Consider the following 13,526-nt stretch of genomic DNA (forward strand, 5'->3'; position numbering starts at 1 on the left):
CTCAGCGCCTTTTTCGATCAACACCGGGAGCCCGAACCCCATGGCTGAAATTCTTGCGCTGCGTGACGCGGTGAAGCAATTCGTGAACGACGGCGATACCGTCGCACTGGAAGGCTTCACTCATCTGATCCCTACAGCAGCGGGTCATGAAATCATCCGTCAGGGCAAGAAAGACCTGACACTGGTGCGTATGACACCTGACCTGATCTACGACCAGTTGATCGGCGCCGGTTGCGCGCGCAAGTTGATTTTCTCCTGGGGCGGCAACCCCGGCGTGGGCTCCTTGCACCGCCTGCGCGACGCGGTCGAGAAACAGTGGCCGCAACCGCTGGAGATCGAAGAACACAGCCACGCCGACCTGGCGAATGCCTACGTCGCCGGTGCATCGGGCCTGCCGTTTGCGGTGTTGCGTGCGTACGCCGGTTCTGACTTGCCCAAGGTCAACCCGCTGATCAAAACCGTGACCTGCCCGTTCACCGGCGAAGTGCTGGCGGCGGTGCCGTCGGTACGCCCGGACGTCACCGTGATCCACGCCCAAAAGGCCGATCGCAAGGGCAACGTGCTGCTCTGGGGCATTCTCGGTGTGCAGAAGGAAGCGGCGTTGGCAGCCAAGCGTTGCATCGTCACCGTCGAAGAAATCGTCGATGACCTGAACGCACCGATGAACAGCTGCGTATTGCCAACCTGGGCCTTGACGGCGGTGTGCCATGTTCCCGGTGGCGCGCACCCGTCCTACGCCCAGGGCTATAACGAGCGCGATAACCGCTTCTACCAGGCGTGGGACCCAATCGCCCGCGACCGTGGGACCTTTACCGCCTGGATCGACGAATACATCTACGGCACCGCCGACTTCAGTGAATTCCAGGCCAAACTGGCCACCGCGCAGGAGGCCAAGTAATGGCTTACTCGACCAATGAAATGATGACCGTCGCCGCCGCGCGCCGCCTCAAGAACGGCTCAGTGTGCTTCGTCGGCATCGGCTTGCCCTCCAAGGCCGCCAACCTGGCGCGCCTGACCTCATCGCCGGATGTGGTGCTGATCTACGAGTCCGGCCCGATTGGTGCCAAGCCCAGCGTACTGCCGCTGTCCATCGGCGACGGCGAGCTGGCCGAAACCGCCGACACCGTGGTGCCAACCGGTGAGATTTTTCGCTACTGGCTGCAGGGCGGGCGCATCGACGTCGGTTTTCTCGGCGCCGCCCAGGTTGACCGTTTCGGCAATATCAACACCACCGTGGTCGGTGATTACCACCAGCCCAAAGTGCGCCTGCCGGGTGCCGGTGGCGCGCCGGAGATTGCCGGCTCGGCCAAGAGCGTGCTGATCATCCTCAAGCAGTCGGCGCGTTCGTTTGTCGACAAGCTCGACTTCATCACCTCGGTCGGCCACGGCGAAGGCGGTGACTCTCGTAAACGCCTGGGCCTGCCGGGCGCAGGTCCCGTAGGGATTATTACCGACCTGTGCATCATGGAACCGGAAGCGGGCAGCCATGAATTCGTGGTCACCGCGCTGCACCCCGGCGTCACCCGCGAGCAAGTGGTCGCGGCCACCGGTTGGGCGATTCGGTTTGCGGACCACGTCAGCACGACCGACGAACCGACTGACATCGAACTGACGGCCCTGCGTGATCTCGAAGCCCGCACCGCCGCCGCCCACGGCCAAGCGCCAGGAGAAGCCTGATGCGCGACGTATTTATCTGTGATGCCATCCGCACGCCCATCGGTCGGTTTGGCGGTGGTTTGTCCACGGTGCGCGCCGATGACTTGGCGGCCTTGCCGATCAAGGCGCTGATCGAGCGCAACCCTTCGGTGGATTGGAGCGCCGTCGACGAAGTATTCCTCGGCTGTGCCAACCAGGCCGGCGAAGACAACCGTAACGTCGCGCGCATGGCGCTGTTGCTGGCGGGCCTGCCGCAAAGCATTCCCGGCGTGACCCTCAACCGCCTGTGCGCCTCGGGCATGGACGCCATCGGCACCGCCTTTCGCGCCATCGCCAGTGGCGAAATGGAGCTGGCGATTGCCGGTGGCGTTGAGTCGATGTCCCGCGCGCCATTCGTGATGGGCAAGGCCGATGCGGCGTTTTCGCGCAATATGAAGCTTGAGGACACCACCATCGGCTGGCGTTTTATCAACCCGTTGATGAAGGCCCAGTATGGCGTGGACGCGATGCCGCAGACCGCCGATAACGTCGCCGACGACTACAACGTGTCGCGCGCCGACCAGGACGCCTTCGCGCTGCGCAGCCAGCAACGCACTGCCGCCGCGCAGGCTGCCGGGTTCTTCGCTGAAGAAATCGTGCCGGTGCGCGTCGCGCATAAAAAAGGCGAGACCGTGGTGGAACATGATGAGCATCCACGCGACACCACTCTGGAAGCCCTGGCCAAACTCAAACCGGTCAATGGCCCGGACAAGACCGTTACCGCCGGTAATGCTTCTGGCGTGAACGATGGCGCGGCAGCACTGATACTGGCCAGCGCCGACGCGGTAAAAAAACACGGCCTGACCGCCCGCGCGCGCGTACTGGGCATGGCCAGCGCCGGTGTCGCCCCGCGTGTAATGGGCATTGGCCCGGTGCCGGCGGTGCGCAAACTGGTGGAGCGCCTCGGTTTGGCGGTCACCGACTTTGACGTCATTGAACTCAACGAAGCCTTCGCCAGCCAAGGCCTGGCGGTGCTGCGTGAGTTGGGTATCGCCGACGACGCCCCGCAGGTGAACCCGAACGGCGGCGCCATCGCCCTCGGCCACCCGCTGGGCATGAGCGGCGCGCGGTTGGTGTTGACGGCCTTGCACCAGTTGGAAAAAACCGGCGGCCGCAAAGGCCTGGCGACCATGTGTGTGGGCGTCGGCCAAGGCCTGGCCCTGGCGATTGAACGCATCTAACAAGAGAGGATTGCTCCATGAGTGACAAGCCCGGTTACCGGCGCCCGCAAGCGGGCACTCAACCTGATTACCTGCACCCGGCCTACCAGTCGACGAACCTGCGTTCGCCGTCCCAGCCGTTGGTGTTTCTGCCGCATTCCCTGTCGGAAATCACCGGCCCGACCATCGGCGCCGAGCGCGTCGATGAGAAAGACAACGACCTGACTGCCCAGCACGAGGGCGAGCCACAGGGTGAGCGCATCATCATTCATGGCCGCGTGCTGGATGAAAACGGCCTGCCGGTGCCGGGCATTCTGGTGGAGATCTGGCAGGCTAACGCCGCCGGCCGCTACAACCACAAGCGTGACCTGCATGACGCGCCGCTGGACCCGAACTTCACCGGCACCGGCCGCACGGTCACCGACGCCGATGGCTGGTATCAGTTCCAGACCATCAAGCCTGGTGCCTACCCGTGGGGCAACCACCACAACGCGTGGCGCCCGGCGCATATCCACTTTTCACTGTTCGGCCCAAGCGTGCTGACGCGCTTGGTCACACAGATGTACTTCCCTGGCGACCCGTTGCTGGAATATGACCCGATCTACAACTGCGTGCCGGACACCTCGGCCAAGCAGCGCCTGATCGCCAGTTTTGATCTGGAAAAAACCATTCCTTCCTATGCCCTCGGCTACCGCTGGGACATCGTCCTGCGCGGCCGCGACGCCACGCCGATGGAGAAATGAGATGAGCCTTTACGCGACCACGTCCCACACCGTCGGGCCGTATTACCACATTGGCCTGACCTGGCTGAACCGCGAAGACCTGACTGTGCCCGCCACCCTGGGTGAGCGCGTGGCCATCAGCGGGCAAGTGGTGGACGGCAACGGTGATGTCGTCAACGACGCCATGCTCGAAGTCTGGCAGGCCAATGCGGCCGGCAAGTACGACCACCCGGAAGATGAACAGGACAAAGCCGTCGACCCCAACTTCGAAGGCTTTGGCCGGGTGCCGGTGGATGCCGAAGGGCGGTTTCGCTTTACCACCATCAAGCCGGGCAGTGTGCCGGGGCTGAAAGGCACAACCCAGGCGCCGCATCTGGTGGTGCTGGTATTTGCGCGTGGGTTGGTGAAGCACTTGCTCACGCGGGTTTATTTTGACGGTGAGGCGTTGAATGGTGACGACCCGTTGCTGGCGTGTGTGCCAACTGAACGGCGCAGCACCTTGATTGCCAAGACGGATGCGGGCGGTGTGTATCAGTGGAATGTGATTTTGCAGGGCACAGATAAAGAAACGGTGTTTTTCGACTATTGATACCCGATCGTTCCCACGCTCCGCGTGGGCATGCAGCCAGGAACGCGCTGCGTCCCAAAGCGTGACGCAGAGCGTCACAAGAGGCATTCCAACGCAGAGCGTGGGAACGATCATCAAAAGTCTGCTTGCGGAACATGGTTGTTGCAAAGTATGTCTAGGCTATAACCGTTCCCACTGAGTGAAAAAACATGACAACAAAAACGATTCACTACACCGGAGAAGAACGCAGCAAACGGATTTTTGCGATTGTCGGTGCGTCCTCCGGCAACCTCGTCGAATGGTTCGACTTCTACGTCTACGCCTTCTGCGCCATTTACTTTGCCCCGGCGTTTTTCCCGTCCGAAAGTCCCACCGTACAACTGCTCAGCACCGCCGGGGTGTTCGCTGCCGGGTTCCTGATGCGGCCTATTGGCAGCTGGGTATTCGGGCGGGTGGCCGACAAGCATGGCCGTAAAAACTCGATGATGATCTCGGTGCTGATGATGTGCGCCGGTTCGTTGGTCATCGGGTTTTTGCCGACCTATAAGGACATTGGGATCTGGGCACCGGCCCTGCTGTTGCTGGCGCGCCTGTTTCAGGGCTTGTCGGTAGGCGGCGAGTACGGCACCACCGCCACGTATATGAGTGAAGTGGCCCTGAAGGGCCAGCGTGGGTTCTTTGCCTCGTTCCAGTACGTGACCTTGATCGGCGGGCAGTTGCTCGCGGTGCTGGTGGTGGTGATCCTGCAGCAATTTCTCAGCGAAGACGAACTGCGGGCCTGGGGCTGGCGGATCCCGTTTCTGATCGGTGCCGTCGCGGCGCTCATCTCTCTACTGCTGCGCCGCACCTTGAAAGAGACCACCACCAAGGAAATGCGCGAACACAAAGACGCCGGGAGCATTCGCGCACTGTTGCGCAATCACACGGCCGCCTTTATCACGGTGCTCGGCTACACCGCTGGCGGTTCGCTGATTTTCTACACCTTCACCACTTACATGCAGAAGTACCTGGTGAACACGGCCGGGATGCATGCCAAGACGGCCAGCTACATCATGACCGGCGCGCTGTTCCTCTACATGTGCATGCAGCCGTTGTTCGGCATGTTGGCGGACAAGATTGGGCGGCGTAATTCCATGCTGTGGTTCGGCGCGCTGGGCACCCTGTGCACGGTGCCGATCCTGCTGACCTTGAAAACCGTCAGCAGTCCGTTCCTGGCCTTTGTGCTGATCACCCTGGCCTTGGCGATCGTCAGCTTCTACACCTCCATCAGCGGCCTGGTCAAAGCGGAGATGTTCCCGCCTCAGGTGCGCGCGTTGGGTGTGGGCCTGGCCTACGCGGTAGCGAATGCGGTGTTTGGCGGCTCGGCGGAAGTCGTCGCGTTGAGCCTCAAATCCATCGGCCTGGAAAACGCCTTCTATTGGTACGTCACCGTGATGATGGCGGTGGCCTTCCTGTTCAGCTTGCGCCTGCCGAAAGAGGCGGCGTACCTGCACCACGATCTGTAAGGGATGAATTATGACACTGCGCACGAGCAATCAACTGTTCGACGCTTACTTCACCGCTGACAGCATGGCCGAGGTGTTCTGCGACCAGGGACGCCTGCAGGGCATGCTGGATTTCGAAGCGGGGCTGGCCCGGGCCGAAGCTCAAGTCGGGCTGATCCCCCAGGCCGCCGTTGCGCCGATTGCCCAGGCCTGCCTGGCGTCTTTGTACGATGTGGATGCGCTCGGCGTGGCGATTGCCACGGCGGGCAATTCGGCGATTCCGTTGGTGAAAGCGCTGGGCAAATTGATCGCCAGTGAAGACGCCGACGCCGAACGTTATGTGCATCTGGGGGCGACCAGCCAGGACGTGATGGACACCGGGCTGGTCCTGCAACTGCGCCGCGCGCTGGTGTTGATCGAAGCCGACTTGGTGCAGTTGGGTGAAGTGCTTGCCGTGCAGGCCCAGCGTTATGCGGGCGTGCCGTTGGCCGGGCGCACGTGGTTACAGCACGCGACGCCGGTGACGCTGGGGATGAAAATCGCCGGTTGGCTGGGGGCGGTGACGCGCGGCCGTCAGCGCCTTGCCGAGCTGAAGCCACGCTTGCTGGTGCTGCAATTCGGCGGCGCGTCCGGCACCCTGGCGGCGCTGGGCGAACACGCGATGCCGGTGGCCGAAGCCTTGGCGGCCGAGTTGCAACTGAGCTTGCCCGAGCAACCCTGGCACACCCAACGTGATCGGCTGGTGGAATTTGCCAGTGTGCTCGGCCTGATCGCCGGCAGCCTCGGTAAAGTCGGTCGCGATATCAGCCTGTTGATGCAGACCGAAGCGGCGGAAGTGTTCGAGCCATCGGCACCCGGCAAGGGCGGTTCGTCGACCATGCCGCACAAACGCAATCCAGTAGGCGCCGCGGTGTTGATCAGCGCGGCGACCCGTGTGCCAGGGTTGGTCGCGACGATGTTCAGCGCCATGCCTCAGGAGCACGAGCGCAGCCTGGGCCTGTGGCACGCCGAATGGGAAACCTTGCCCGAGATTTGCCGGTTGGTGTCCGGTGCCTTGAAACACGCCCTGCTGGTGAGCAAGGGGCTGGAAGTCGACGCTGAGCGCATGGCGCGCAATCTCGATTTGACCCAAGGTCTGGTGCTGGCTGAAGCCGTCAGCACCGTGCTTGCCCAACGCCTGGGCCGCGACACTGCGCACCATCTGTTGGAGCAATGCTGCAAACGCGCCGTCGCAGACGGGCGCCATCTGCGCGCGGTGCTCGCAGACGAACCGCACGTCACTGCCGAGCTGTCAGCGGCTGAACTCGACCGCCTGCTCGACCCGGCTCACTACCTGGGCCAGGCCCGCACCTGGGTCACCCGCGCGGTGGCCGACCATTTTGCATTGACCGCGTAAGGAGACCGCTGTGGCCTTTGTACAACTCGCCGAGGGCGAACTGCATTACCAATTGGATGGGCCTGTGGAGGCGCCGGTGTTGGTGCTGTCCAACTCCCTGGGCACCGACCTGCATATGTGGGATATCCAGATCCCGGCCTTCACCGAGCATTTTCGCGTGTTGCGTTTCGACACCCGTGGCCACGGCAAGTCCTTGGTCACCGAGGGGCCGTACAGCATTGAGCAACTGGGCGGCGACGTGATCGCGCTGCTGGATGCACTGGATATCCAGCGTGCGCATTTCTGCGGTCTGTCCATGGGCGGCCTGATCGGGCAATGGTTGGGCATCCATGCCGGTGATCGTTTGCAGCGGCTGGTGGTGTGCAACACCGCCGCCAAGATCGGCACGCCGGATGTCTGGAACCCGCGTATCGAGATGGTCTTGCGCGATGGCCCGGCAGCCATGGTGGCGCTGCGTGATGCGTCGATTGCACGCTGGTTCACCGCCGATTTTGCCGCCGCCAACCCGCACCAGGCCAAGCAGATTACCGACATGCTGGCGGCTACCTCGCCCCAGGGTTACGCCGCCAACTGTGCAGCGGTGCGTGATGCGGATTTGCGTGCGCAACTGGCCTCGATCAAGGTGCCGACATTGGTGATTGCCGGTACTGAAGATGCCGTCACGCCGCCAGCCGGTGGCCACTTTATCCAAAACCATGTGAAGGGCGCCGAGTACGCCGAGTTCTATGCGGCCCACCTGTCCAACGTCCAGGCGGGGGCTGAGTTCAGCCGCCGTGTATTGGCGTTCCTGCTGGCCGAATAGACGCGTGGCGAGCGAGCTTGCTCCCGTTGGGCTGCGAAGCAGTCCCAAACCCTGCCACTCAACTTTTCCGGTAAGAATGCGCTGACCTGGCTGGGGCTGCTGCGCAGCCCAACGGGAGCAAGCTCCCTTGCCACAAGGTACGTGTCGTTCTCCGGGCCGTGTACGCTAAGGAGCTTTTTGTGGACGAGAAACAACGTTATGCCGACGGCCTGCAAGTGCGCCGTGAAGTGCTGGGCGACGCGCATGTCGACCGCAGCCTCAACGCCCTGACCGAGTTCAACAACGAGTTCCAGGAAATGATCACCCGCCACGCCTGGGGTGATATCTGGACCCGCCCTGGCCTGCCTCGGCACACCCGCAGCCTGATCACCATCGCGATGTTGATCGGCATGAACCGCAGTGAAGAGTTGAAATTGCACCTGCGCGCCGCCGCGAGCAATGGCGTGACCCGCGCCGAGATCAAGGAAGTGCTGATGCAGAGCGCGATCTATTGTGGGATTCCGGCGGCAAATGCGACGTTTCACCTGGCGGAGTCGGTGTGGGATGAGTTGGGTGTAGAGTCTCGCCAACAGAGCTGAAGGTGAAACGCGTTCAAATGTGGGAACTGGCTTGCCTGCGATACAGGCAACTCGGTCTATCTGTCGAACCGAGGTGCTGCGATCGCAGCATAGGTATCTACACATCTTTTTTACGAATTTAGTTTTGTGGTGGTGGCGGGGGGCGCTGGGTACATATCCGTTGTTTGGGTGATGGCGGGTATTGGTTCCGCTCTTACAGCGGGTCACTTTTGAAAAGAGCCCAAAAGTAACCAAAAGGCTCTTGCCCCACCACTCGGCACCTCGCTGTGGCTCGGTGTGCCCTCACGCAGGCTTTGGAGCGGGGGCCGCCGCGATGGGCCATCCTTGGCCCAGCGCGGCTAAACCGGCGTCCTGCCGGTTTACCCCCGCTCCAAAGCCTGCGTTCGGCCAGCGTGGTTGACGGGGCGCCTAAGATCAAAATCAAGATCAAAAGCAAGAGCACGGCGGCCTAGTAGCCGACCTGAGTGGTTGAATCAAAAGCAAAGCCAAGGCGGCCTGACAGCCGACCTGTTTACTGAAGCTGTTCTCGGTCTAATTGTGGGAGCGGGCTTGCTCGCGAATGCGGTGTGTCAGTCAGCTTATTCTTAACTGACCCACCGCATTCGCGAGCAAGCCCGCTCCCACATTTGGAGCTCAGTACATCAGGTAGATGTGTGTACTCGGTCAAAGGTGGGAGCTGGCTTGCCTGCGAAGGCATCAACTGTGTCTCACTGATTTACCGAGGTGTCTGCATCGCAGGCAAGCCAGCTCCCACAGAAAAGCAGCTCTGCTTCTGCTCTGTTTTTGATCTGCTTTTGCTTCAACCACTCAGGTCGGCTACTAGGCCGCTGTGCTCTTGCTTTTGATCTTGATCTGCTTTTGATCTGACAGGCCCCGTTAACCACGATGGCCGGAGTGCGGGCATGCCGAGCCTAGGCGAGGCACCGAGTGGTGGGGCAAAGACCTTTTGGTTACTTTTGGCTGGGCCGGCATTCCGGGCGTTTGCCAAAAGTGACCCGCTGTAAGAGCGGAACCCTAAGCGGCCGTTACCGCAGCAACGGATATGTACTCAATCTACCTAAACTCATCACAAGCTCAGCACCACACAAAGCGTTGCATAGATACCTATGACGATCTCAGGCAAGCCAGCTCCCACAGCTGATCTACTTTTGCTGCTGGATCATTGGGAATCCGCGTCCCAGATCCAGTTCCAAACACCCGGCAGATGCACCTCTTCATTCAGATCCTTCACCGTCCGTGCCATCGCTGCGCGTTCCAGCGTGGCGTGGTCGGTGTAGAACGGCTCGGCGGCAGTCTTCATGCCATTGATCCGGGCACTGTCCATCAGGATTTGTAAATACTCCTGCATGTGCCGCGCGGTGTAGCGGTTGATGTCATGAAAGGTCACCACCACCGGTATCACGCCATCCACCGTCGGCAGCTCGCCCAAGGCAATGTGCTCGCGCACCACTGACAACTGCCGATACAAATTTGCCCGGCGCCGCGGGCTGCCGTTGAAGCCCCAGATCTTGCCGTCATTGGCACTCAAATCAGTCAGTAATACGTGCATGCCGTGGCGTTGGTAGGCGGCGAAGGTGCGCTTGTCGTAGTTCCAGAACGGCGGGCGAACCAGCAGGGGTGGTGCGCCGGTGATCGAGGCAATATCCGCTGCGCCTTGGCTGAGGGTGCTTTCAAGCTCGGCGTCACTCAGCCAGCGGTGGTTGGTGTGAAACCCGGTGGCCGTGTGGAAGGCCAGCACGTGACCGGCGGCGTATTCACGCACCATGGTCTTGCGACCCCGAGGGCTGCCACCAGAGCGGGAGGCTTCGGTTTGCAGGAAGAACACCGCCTTGATGCCCGGCAATACCGGGTTGTGCGCCAGGTCGGCAATCACGGAGCGGGTTGGGTTGTTATAGCCTGACGCGCTGGGGCCGTCATCGAACGTCAGCAGGAAGCGGATGGGGGCCTGGGCCTGCAAACGCTGTTCGGTCTGCGGCGTCAGGGCAATCGGCGCGCCGATGCAGCCGCTGAGCAGGATCGACAAAATGACAATGAGATATTTCATGGCGGCCTGGGCTAAAGGGGGGATCCGTGTCGATGAACTCCATGTGTCGACTGAAGGGCGCGTGCACGATACAGCATGATCGCGCCAGTCATCATGAGTAAATACTGCCGCTTGTCTTAACGACAGCGGGTCGCTGCGTCGGTACAGTTTCAGGCGTAGCGTGTTCGCAGAGGCTTGCCCATTTCCGTGTTCAGCGTGTTTTCAGTAAATGGGGCGGGGTTGGTTGCGGTCGCAGGGGTGGACGGGTCGTTGTCGAAATTGAAGGGCGCCGCATTGCACGCCAGGCCCACGGCCTGCAGTTCGTCGTTGGGTGGGCCAGGGCGCTCAGGATGAGTACGGGTCGGCTCACTCGGGCCTGGCTGGAATGTGCCATTGGCGCCGTTCCAGGCGTGCGCCATTTCATGGTAGAGCTGGACCAGCGGCGAAGCCGGGGCGTCGGTGCCATAGATAGACGCCGGGTTATAGAAAATCGTGCCTTTGTCCGCCCGCGAACCCGGCACTCCATCCTTGATATAACCGCGTTTCGGGTCATCCGGTTGATCGCCAAGCTGCCGGGTATCTTTCAGCTTTTGCAGCTCGGTACTCCAGAACTCGTAGGAATTACCGGGGCCATCGGAGGGCACGATGTTGACGGGCCCGCCGTTTTGCACCGCCGCCTTATCCAAAGCTTCCAGCATTTTTTGCCCTTGGGGCGACGTGCGAAGTAATTCCAGATCGTCTTCGACCCGCTGAATGAAATCGGGTGGCCCCATGACTTTGAAGGCTTGTCGGCCCGCTTCGGTTGGTGTCACGCCAGTGATGGTTGAACCTTGGGCGCCGATCAGGCGATCCGTCTCTTTTGCATAGAGACGTGCTTTGATGGCATTGGCCCGTATCGTGTCGCGACCCGGCCCCGTGTAAAAAGTGGTCTGGTCGTGGCCAACCATCAGGTCGTCACCCAGGCCACCGTTAAGTGCTGTGTGCCCATTGCCCGCGTAGAGCTGGTCGTCGCCGGCGCCGCCATCCAGGTGGCTGTGTTTACTGGCCGGCCCGCTGCCTGCGTACATGCGGTCCTTGCCGCTATTTCCGTACATGACGGCGTGGCCAGTGCCCCCCATCATCGTGTCGTCGCCCTCATTGCCTTCTGCATAGCCTATGCCGCTGCCAAGCCGAATATGGTCATTGCCGCGCCCGCCATAGATGCTGGTGTGGCCGCTGCCCGCCTGGACAATGTCGTCGCCATCTCCGGCTTCGATCTCCACACGCACGGTGACAGTGGGGTCGATGGTAATACGGTCGTTACCCGCCAAGGTTTTGATGTGCAGGAAGGTCGGAACGTTTGAACGGCCGTCGAAGGTATTGAAGGCGTAGTCGCGACCGTTGATCTGTGCATACAGCTGGCCGTCAGGCCGTTGGCTGATATGAATCCGGTCTGATTCTTCACCTGTTTCGATAAGCAAAATATTGGCTAGCGTCTCAGGGCGCTCAGGGTTTTTGAAGCCCTCAATCAGCACCTGCCCGACATACAGGTAGCCGTCATCCACCAGCATTTTTTTTGAGGTCTGAGTGCGGGGGGCGTCGGAGGGCTGGGTGGGTTGACCGCTGTTGGCTGGGAGCGGGGGTGACGCCATGAAGGTGTGATGAGGCGAAGTGACTGAACTCATAGGGGTTACCTTCCTACTCTAATTACAGCAAGTTGGGACAAAACAGCCGCGATCAATCCACCGCACGGCTGTAACGGGGCTGGCCCGTGATGTTGAGGCGGCCGATTGCAGTCGTGGCTGGCGTTGCAAGTGTTATCAGAGAGTGGCGTGGTTAGGCACCAATGGATCGTCCCGGCCAATAGGGGAGCTGCGACGTACTGAAATCGTCTGCTCCCCCGGTGCGCGGTCAGTGAACAGCTGAGCAGTATTTACGACACAGGGTTGTAGTTCTGGTACCTGTACCGTTGGGCCAGGCGAGGCTCTTCGGCGCTGGAAACAAAACCACCGCCCTTGTGCAACGAGCCATTTTTGTCTTCGCCTGGAAGGATAAACGCATAGTTTTTGACGTTGGCGTCGATGATGGTTTTGTCCTCACCGCCCTGCGTGGAGATGAACAACCTTGAGTGGCCGGTCGCGTCGTTTTTAATCGGCAGCAGGAATTTTTCGCCATTGATATCAGCCACCATGGAGCCGTCTTCAGCCGCCATGATTCGCACATTATCTGCTTCTTTACCGGTCTGGATGTACACAACCCCGTCGCCGAACTGCAGTGCGTTTTTATTCGGGGTGAATTTAATGGTTACATCACCGTGATTAAATGCGTAGTCATCACCCTCTGGCCGCATCTGCGAGTAGACCGAAATGACGCCTGGCGCCAGGAATGTTTTGGTTCCGGCGGATTCAGGCGCGGACGTATAACCGTTGTGTCCGGCAACACGATGGTCGTTATTGAGACTGACAGTAGTTTCGAACCAGATATTGTCTGCGACAGTAACTTGGTCACTGCCACCGCTGGTTTTAATTTCAAGCTTTTCGGTCATGGCGCCAATGTTTTCGATGGGCAATGAATAAGCTTTTCCATTGATTTCGGCAACTACGCCGCCCGTGGTAAGTGTCTTGATCTCAACGAGGTCTGCTGTGTTGCCGGTTTCGATGGTGACTTTGTTTTGCTGGATATTAATACCGTTGAAATTCCCCTGATGCAGAGGCGAGGACGTTATCTTGACGTTGCCATTATCGAACTCATGCGTCACCGGGGCGGCCGTCGGCGCCCTGGGTACTTCGACAAGGCTTGTAAAAATAATCGCAGTTTCCTGGGCGGCCACATTTGAACCGGCTGCGGGCTGGTTCAATTTGTGCTGAGTGAGGTGGCTGGAGGACTGCTGCTGTTGACGGCGGCGGTCAGCACCTGCGGTGCCCGCCGTTTGAGTGTGGGGCTGAGCATCCTGAGGCTTAGCGGCGGGTGCGGTTTTTGAAGGTTCTTCTAAGGTTTTTAGCCAGGAGAGCCAAGTTGAATTAACTGGGTTGCCGGAAGCATTGATGGTCATGTGTTCGTTCCCTGTTTAATAAATGAGTAATGTCGCTGGTTCGACAGTAAGGATCCGTCTCGCCCCC

At 60.5% G+C, this 13,526-nt stretch carries 12 protein-coding genes; 9 read left to right on the forward strand and 3 right to left on the reverse strand.

What is annotated here, in order from left to right:
- Nucleotides 1–40: 40 nt before the first annotated feature.
- The 9 genes from ACA065_RS07465 to pcaC all read left to right on the forward strand — a co-directional run bounded on the left by ACA065_RS07465 (nucleotide 41) and on the right by pcaC (nucleotide 8,405).
- On the forward strand, nucleotides 41–898 hold the full coding sequence (locus tag ACA065_RS07465; RefSeq protein WP_497693955.1) for a CoA transferase subunit A: 858 nt from the start codon (nucleotides 41–43) through the stop codon (nucleotides 896–898).
- Nucleotides 898–1,677 (forward strand): CoA-transferase subunit beta, encoded by a 780-nt coding sequence (locus ACA065_RS07470; protein ID WP_497693956.1) that lies wholly within the window; start codon nucleotides 898–900, stop codon nucleotides 1,675–1,677. Before ACA065_RS07465 ends, ACA065_RS07470 begins: the two co-directional genes overlap by 1 nt.
- Entirely contained in the window at nucleotides 1,674–2,876 is a 1,203-nt protein-coding gene (pcaF, locus tag ACA065_RS07475) for a 3-oxoadipyl-CoA thiolase (RefSeq protein ID WP_497695312.1), read from the forward strand. The genes ACA065_RS07470 and pcaF overlap by 4 nt, the downstream gene beginning before the upstream one ends.
- Nucleotides 2,877–2,893: 17 nt before the next feature.
- Nucleotides 2,894–3,598, forward strand: a complete 705-nt coding sequence (gene pcaH, locus ACA065_RS07480; protein ID WP_395608780.1) for a protocatechuate 3,4-dioxygenase subunit beta — start codon at nucleotides 2,894–2,896, stop codon at nucleotides 3,596–3,598.
- 1 nt (nucleotide 3,599) lies between these two features.
- On the forward strand, nucleotides 3,600–4,166 hold the full coding sequence (gene pcaG / locus ACA065_RS07485) for a protocatechuate 3,4-dioxygenase subunit alpha (RefSeq protein WP_497693957.1): 567 nt from the start codon (nucleotides 3,600–3,602) through the stop codon (nucleotides 4,164–4,166).
- A 188-nt stretch (nucleotides 4,167–4,354) separates the two neighbouring features.
- Nucleotides 4,355–5,650, forward strand: a complete 1,296-nt coding sequence (locus tag ACA065_RS07490) for an MFS family transporter (RefSeq protein WP_497693958.1) — start codon at nucleotides 4,355–4,357, stop codon at nucleotides 5,648–5,650.
- A gap of 10 nt (nucleotides 5,651–5,660) precedes the next feature.
- The gene (locus tag ACA065_RS07495) at nucleotides 5,661–7,025 is read left to right on the forward strand and encodes a 3-carboxy-cis,cis-muconate cycloisomerase (protein WP_497693959.1); all 1,365 of its coding nucleotides are present in this window, start codon (nucleotides 5,661–5,663) and stop codon (nucleotides 7,023–7,025) included.
- Between the two features lie 10 nt (nucleotides 7,026–7,035).
- Nucleotides 7,036–7,827: a 3-oxoadipate enol-lactonase gene (gene pcaD, locus ACA065_RS07500; RefSeq protein ID WP_497693960.1), complete on the forward strand. Its 792-nt coding sequence runs from the start codon at nucleotides 7,036–7,038 to the stop codon at nucleotides 7,825–7,827.
- Nucleotides 7,828–8,006: 179 nt separating this feature from the next.
- Nucleotides 8,007–8,405 carry a 4-carboxymuconolactone decarboxylase gene (gene pcaC, locus ACA065_RS07505; RefSeq protein ID WP_497693961.1) on the forward strand — a complete coding sequence of 133 codons (399 nt, stop codon included), beginning with the start codon at nucleotides 8,007–8,009 and terminating at the stop codon, nucleotides 8,403–8,405.
- A gap of 1,159 nt (nucleotides 8,406–9,564) precedes the next feature.
- Here the strand turns inward: pcaC and ACA065_RS07510 are convergent.
- The 3 genes from ACA065_RS07510 to ACA065_RS07520 all read right to left on the reverse strand — a co-directional run bounded on the left by ACA065_RS07510 (nucleotide 9,565) and on the right by ACA065_RS07520 (nucleotide 13,459).
- The gene (locus tag ACA065_RS07510; RefSeq protein ID WP_497693962.1) at nucleotides 9,565–10,449 is read right to left on the reverse strand and encodes a polysaccharide deacetylase family protein; all 885 of its coding nucleotides are present in this window, start codon (nucleotides 10,447–10,449) and stop codon (nucleotides 9,565–9,567) included.
- Nucleotides 10,450–10,598: 149 nt separating this feature from the next.
- Nucleotides 10,599–11,978, reverse strand: a complete 1,380-nt coding sequence (locus ACA065_RS07515) for a M91 family zinc metallopeptidase (protein WP_497693963.1) — start codon at nucleotides 11,976–11,978, stop codon at nucleotides 10,599–10,601.
- Between the two features lie 362 nt (nucleotides 11,979–12,340).
- The gene (locus ACA065_RS07520; RefSeq protein ID WP_497693964.1) at nucleotides 12,341–13,459 is read right to left on the reverse strand and encodes a hypothetical protein; all 1,119 of its coding nucleotides are present in this window, start codon (nucleotides 13,457–13,459) and stop codon (nucleotides 12,341–12,343) included.
- Between the last annotated feature and the right edge of the window lie 67 nt (nucleotides 13,460–13,526).

This window comes from Pseudomonas sp. LBUM1640, assembly GCF_059716225.1.

Coding starts and splice junctions, on each gene's coding strand:
- pcaH (WP_395608780.1), top strand. CDS start 2,894: ATGAGTGACAAGCCCGGTTACCGGCGCCCGCAAGCGGGCACTCAACCT.
- ACA065_RS07465 (WP_497693955.1), top strand. CDS start 41: ATGGCTGAAATTCTTGCGCTGCGTGACGCGGTGAAGCAATTCGTGAAC.
- ACA065_RS07495 (WP_497693959.1), top strand. CDS start 5,661: ATGACACTGCGCACGAGCAATCAACTGTTCGACGCTTACTTCACCGCT.
- pcaG (WP_497693957.1), top strand. CDS start 3,600: ATGAGCCTTTACGCGACCACGTCCCACACCGTCGGGCCGTATTACCAC.
- ACA065_RS07510 (WP_497693962.1), bottom strand. CDS start 10,449: ATGAAATATCTCATTGTCATTTTGTCGATCCTGCTCAGCGGCTGCATC.
- ACA065_RS07490 (WP_497693958.1), top strand. CDS start 4,355: ATGACAACAAAAACGATTCACTACACCGGAGAAGAACGCAGCAAACGG.
- ACA065_RS07515 (WP_497693963.1), bottom strand. CDS start 11,978: ATGCTGGTGGATGACGGCTACCTGTATGTCGGGCAGGTGCTGATTGAG.
- ACA065_RS07470 (WP_497693956.1), top strand. CDS start 898: ATGGCTTACTCGACCAATGAAATGATGACCGTCGCCGCCGCGCGCCGC.
- ACA065_RS07520 (WP_497693964.1), bottom strand. CDS start 13,459: ATGACCATCAATGCTTCCGGCAACCCAGTTAATTCAACTTGGCTCTCC.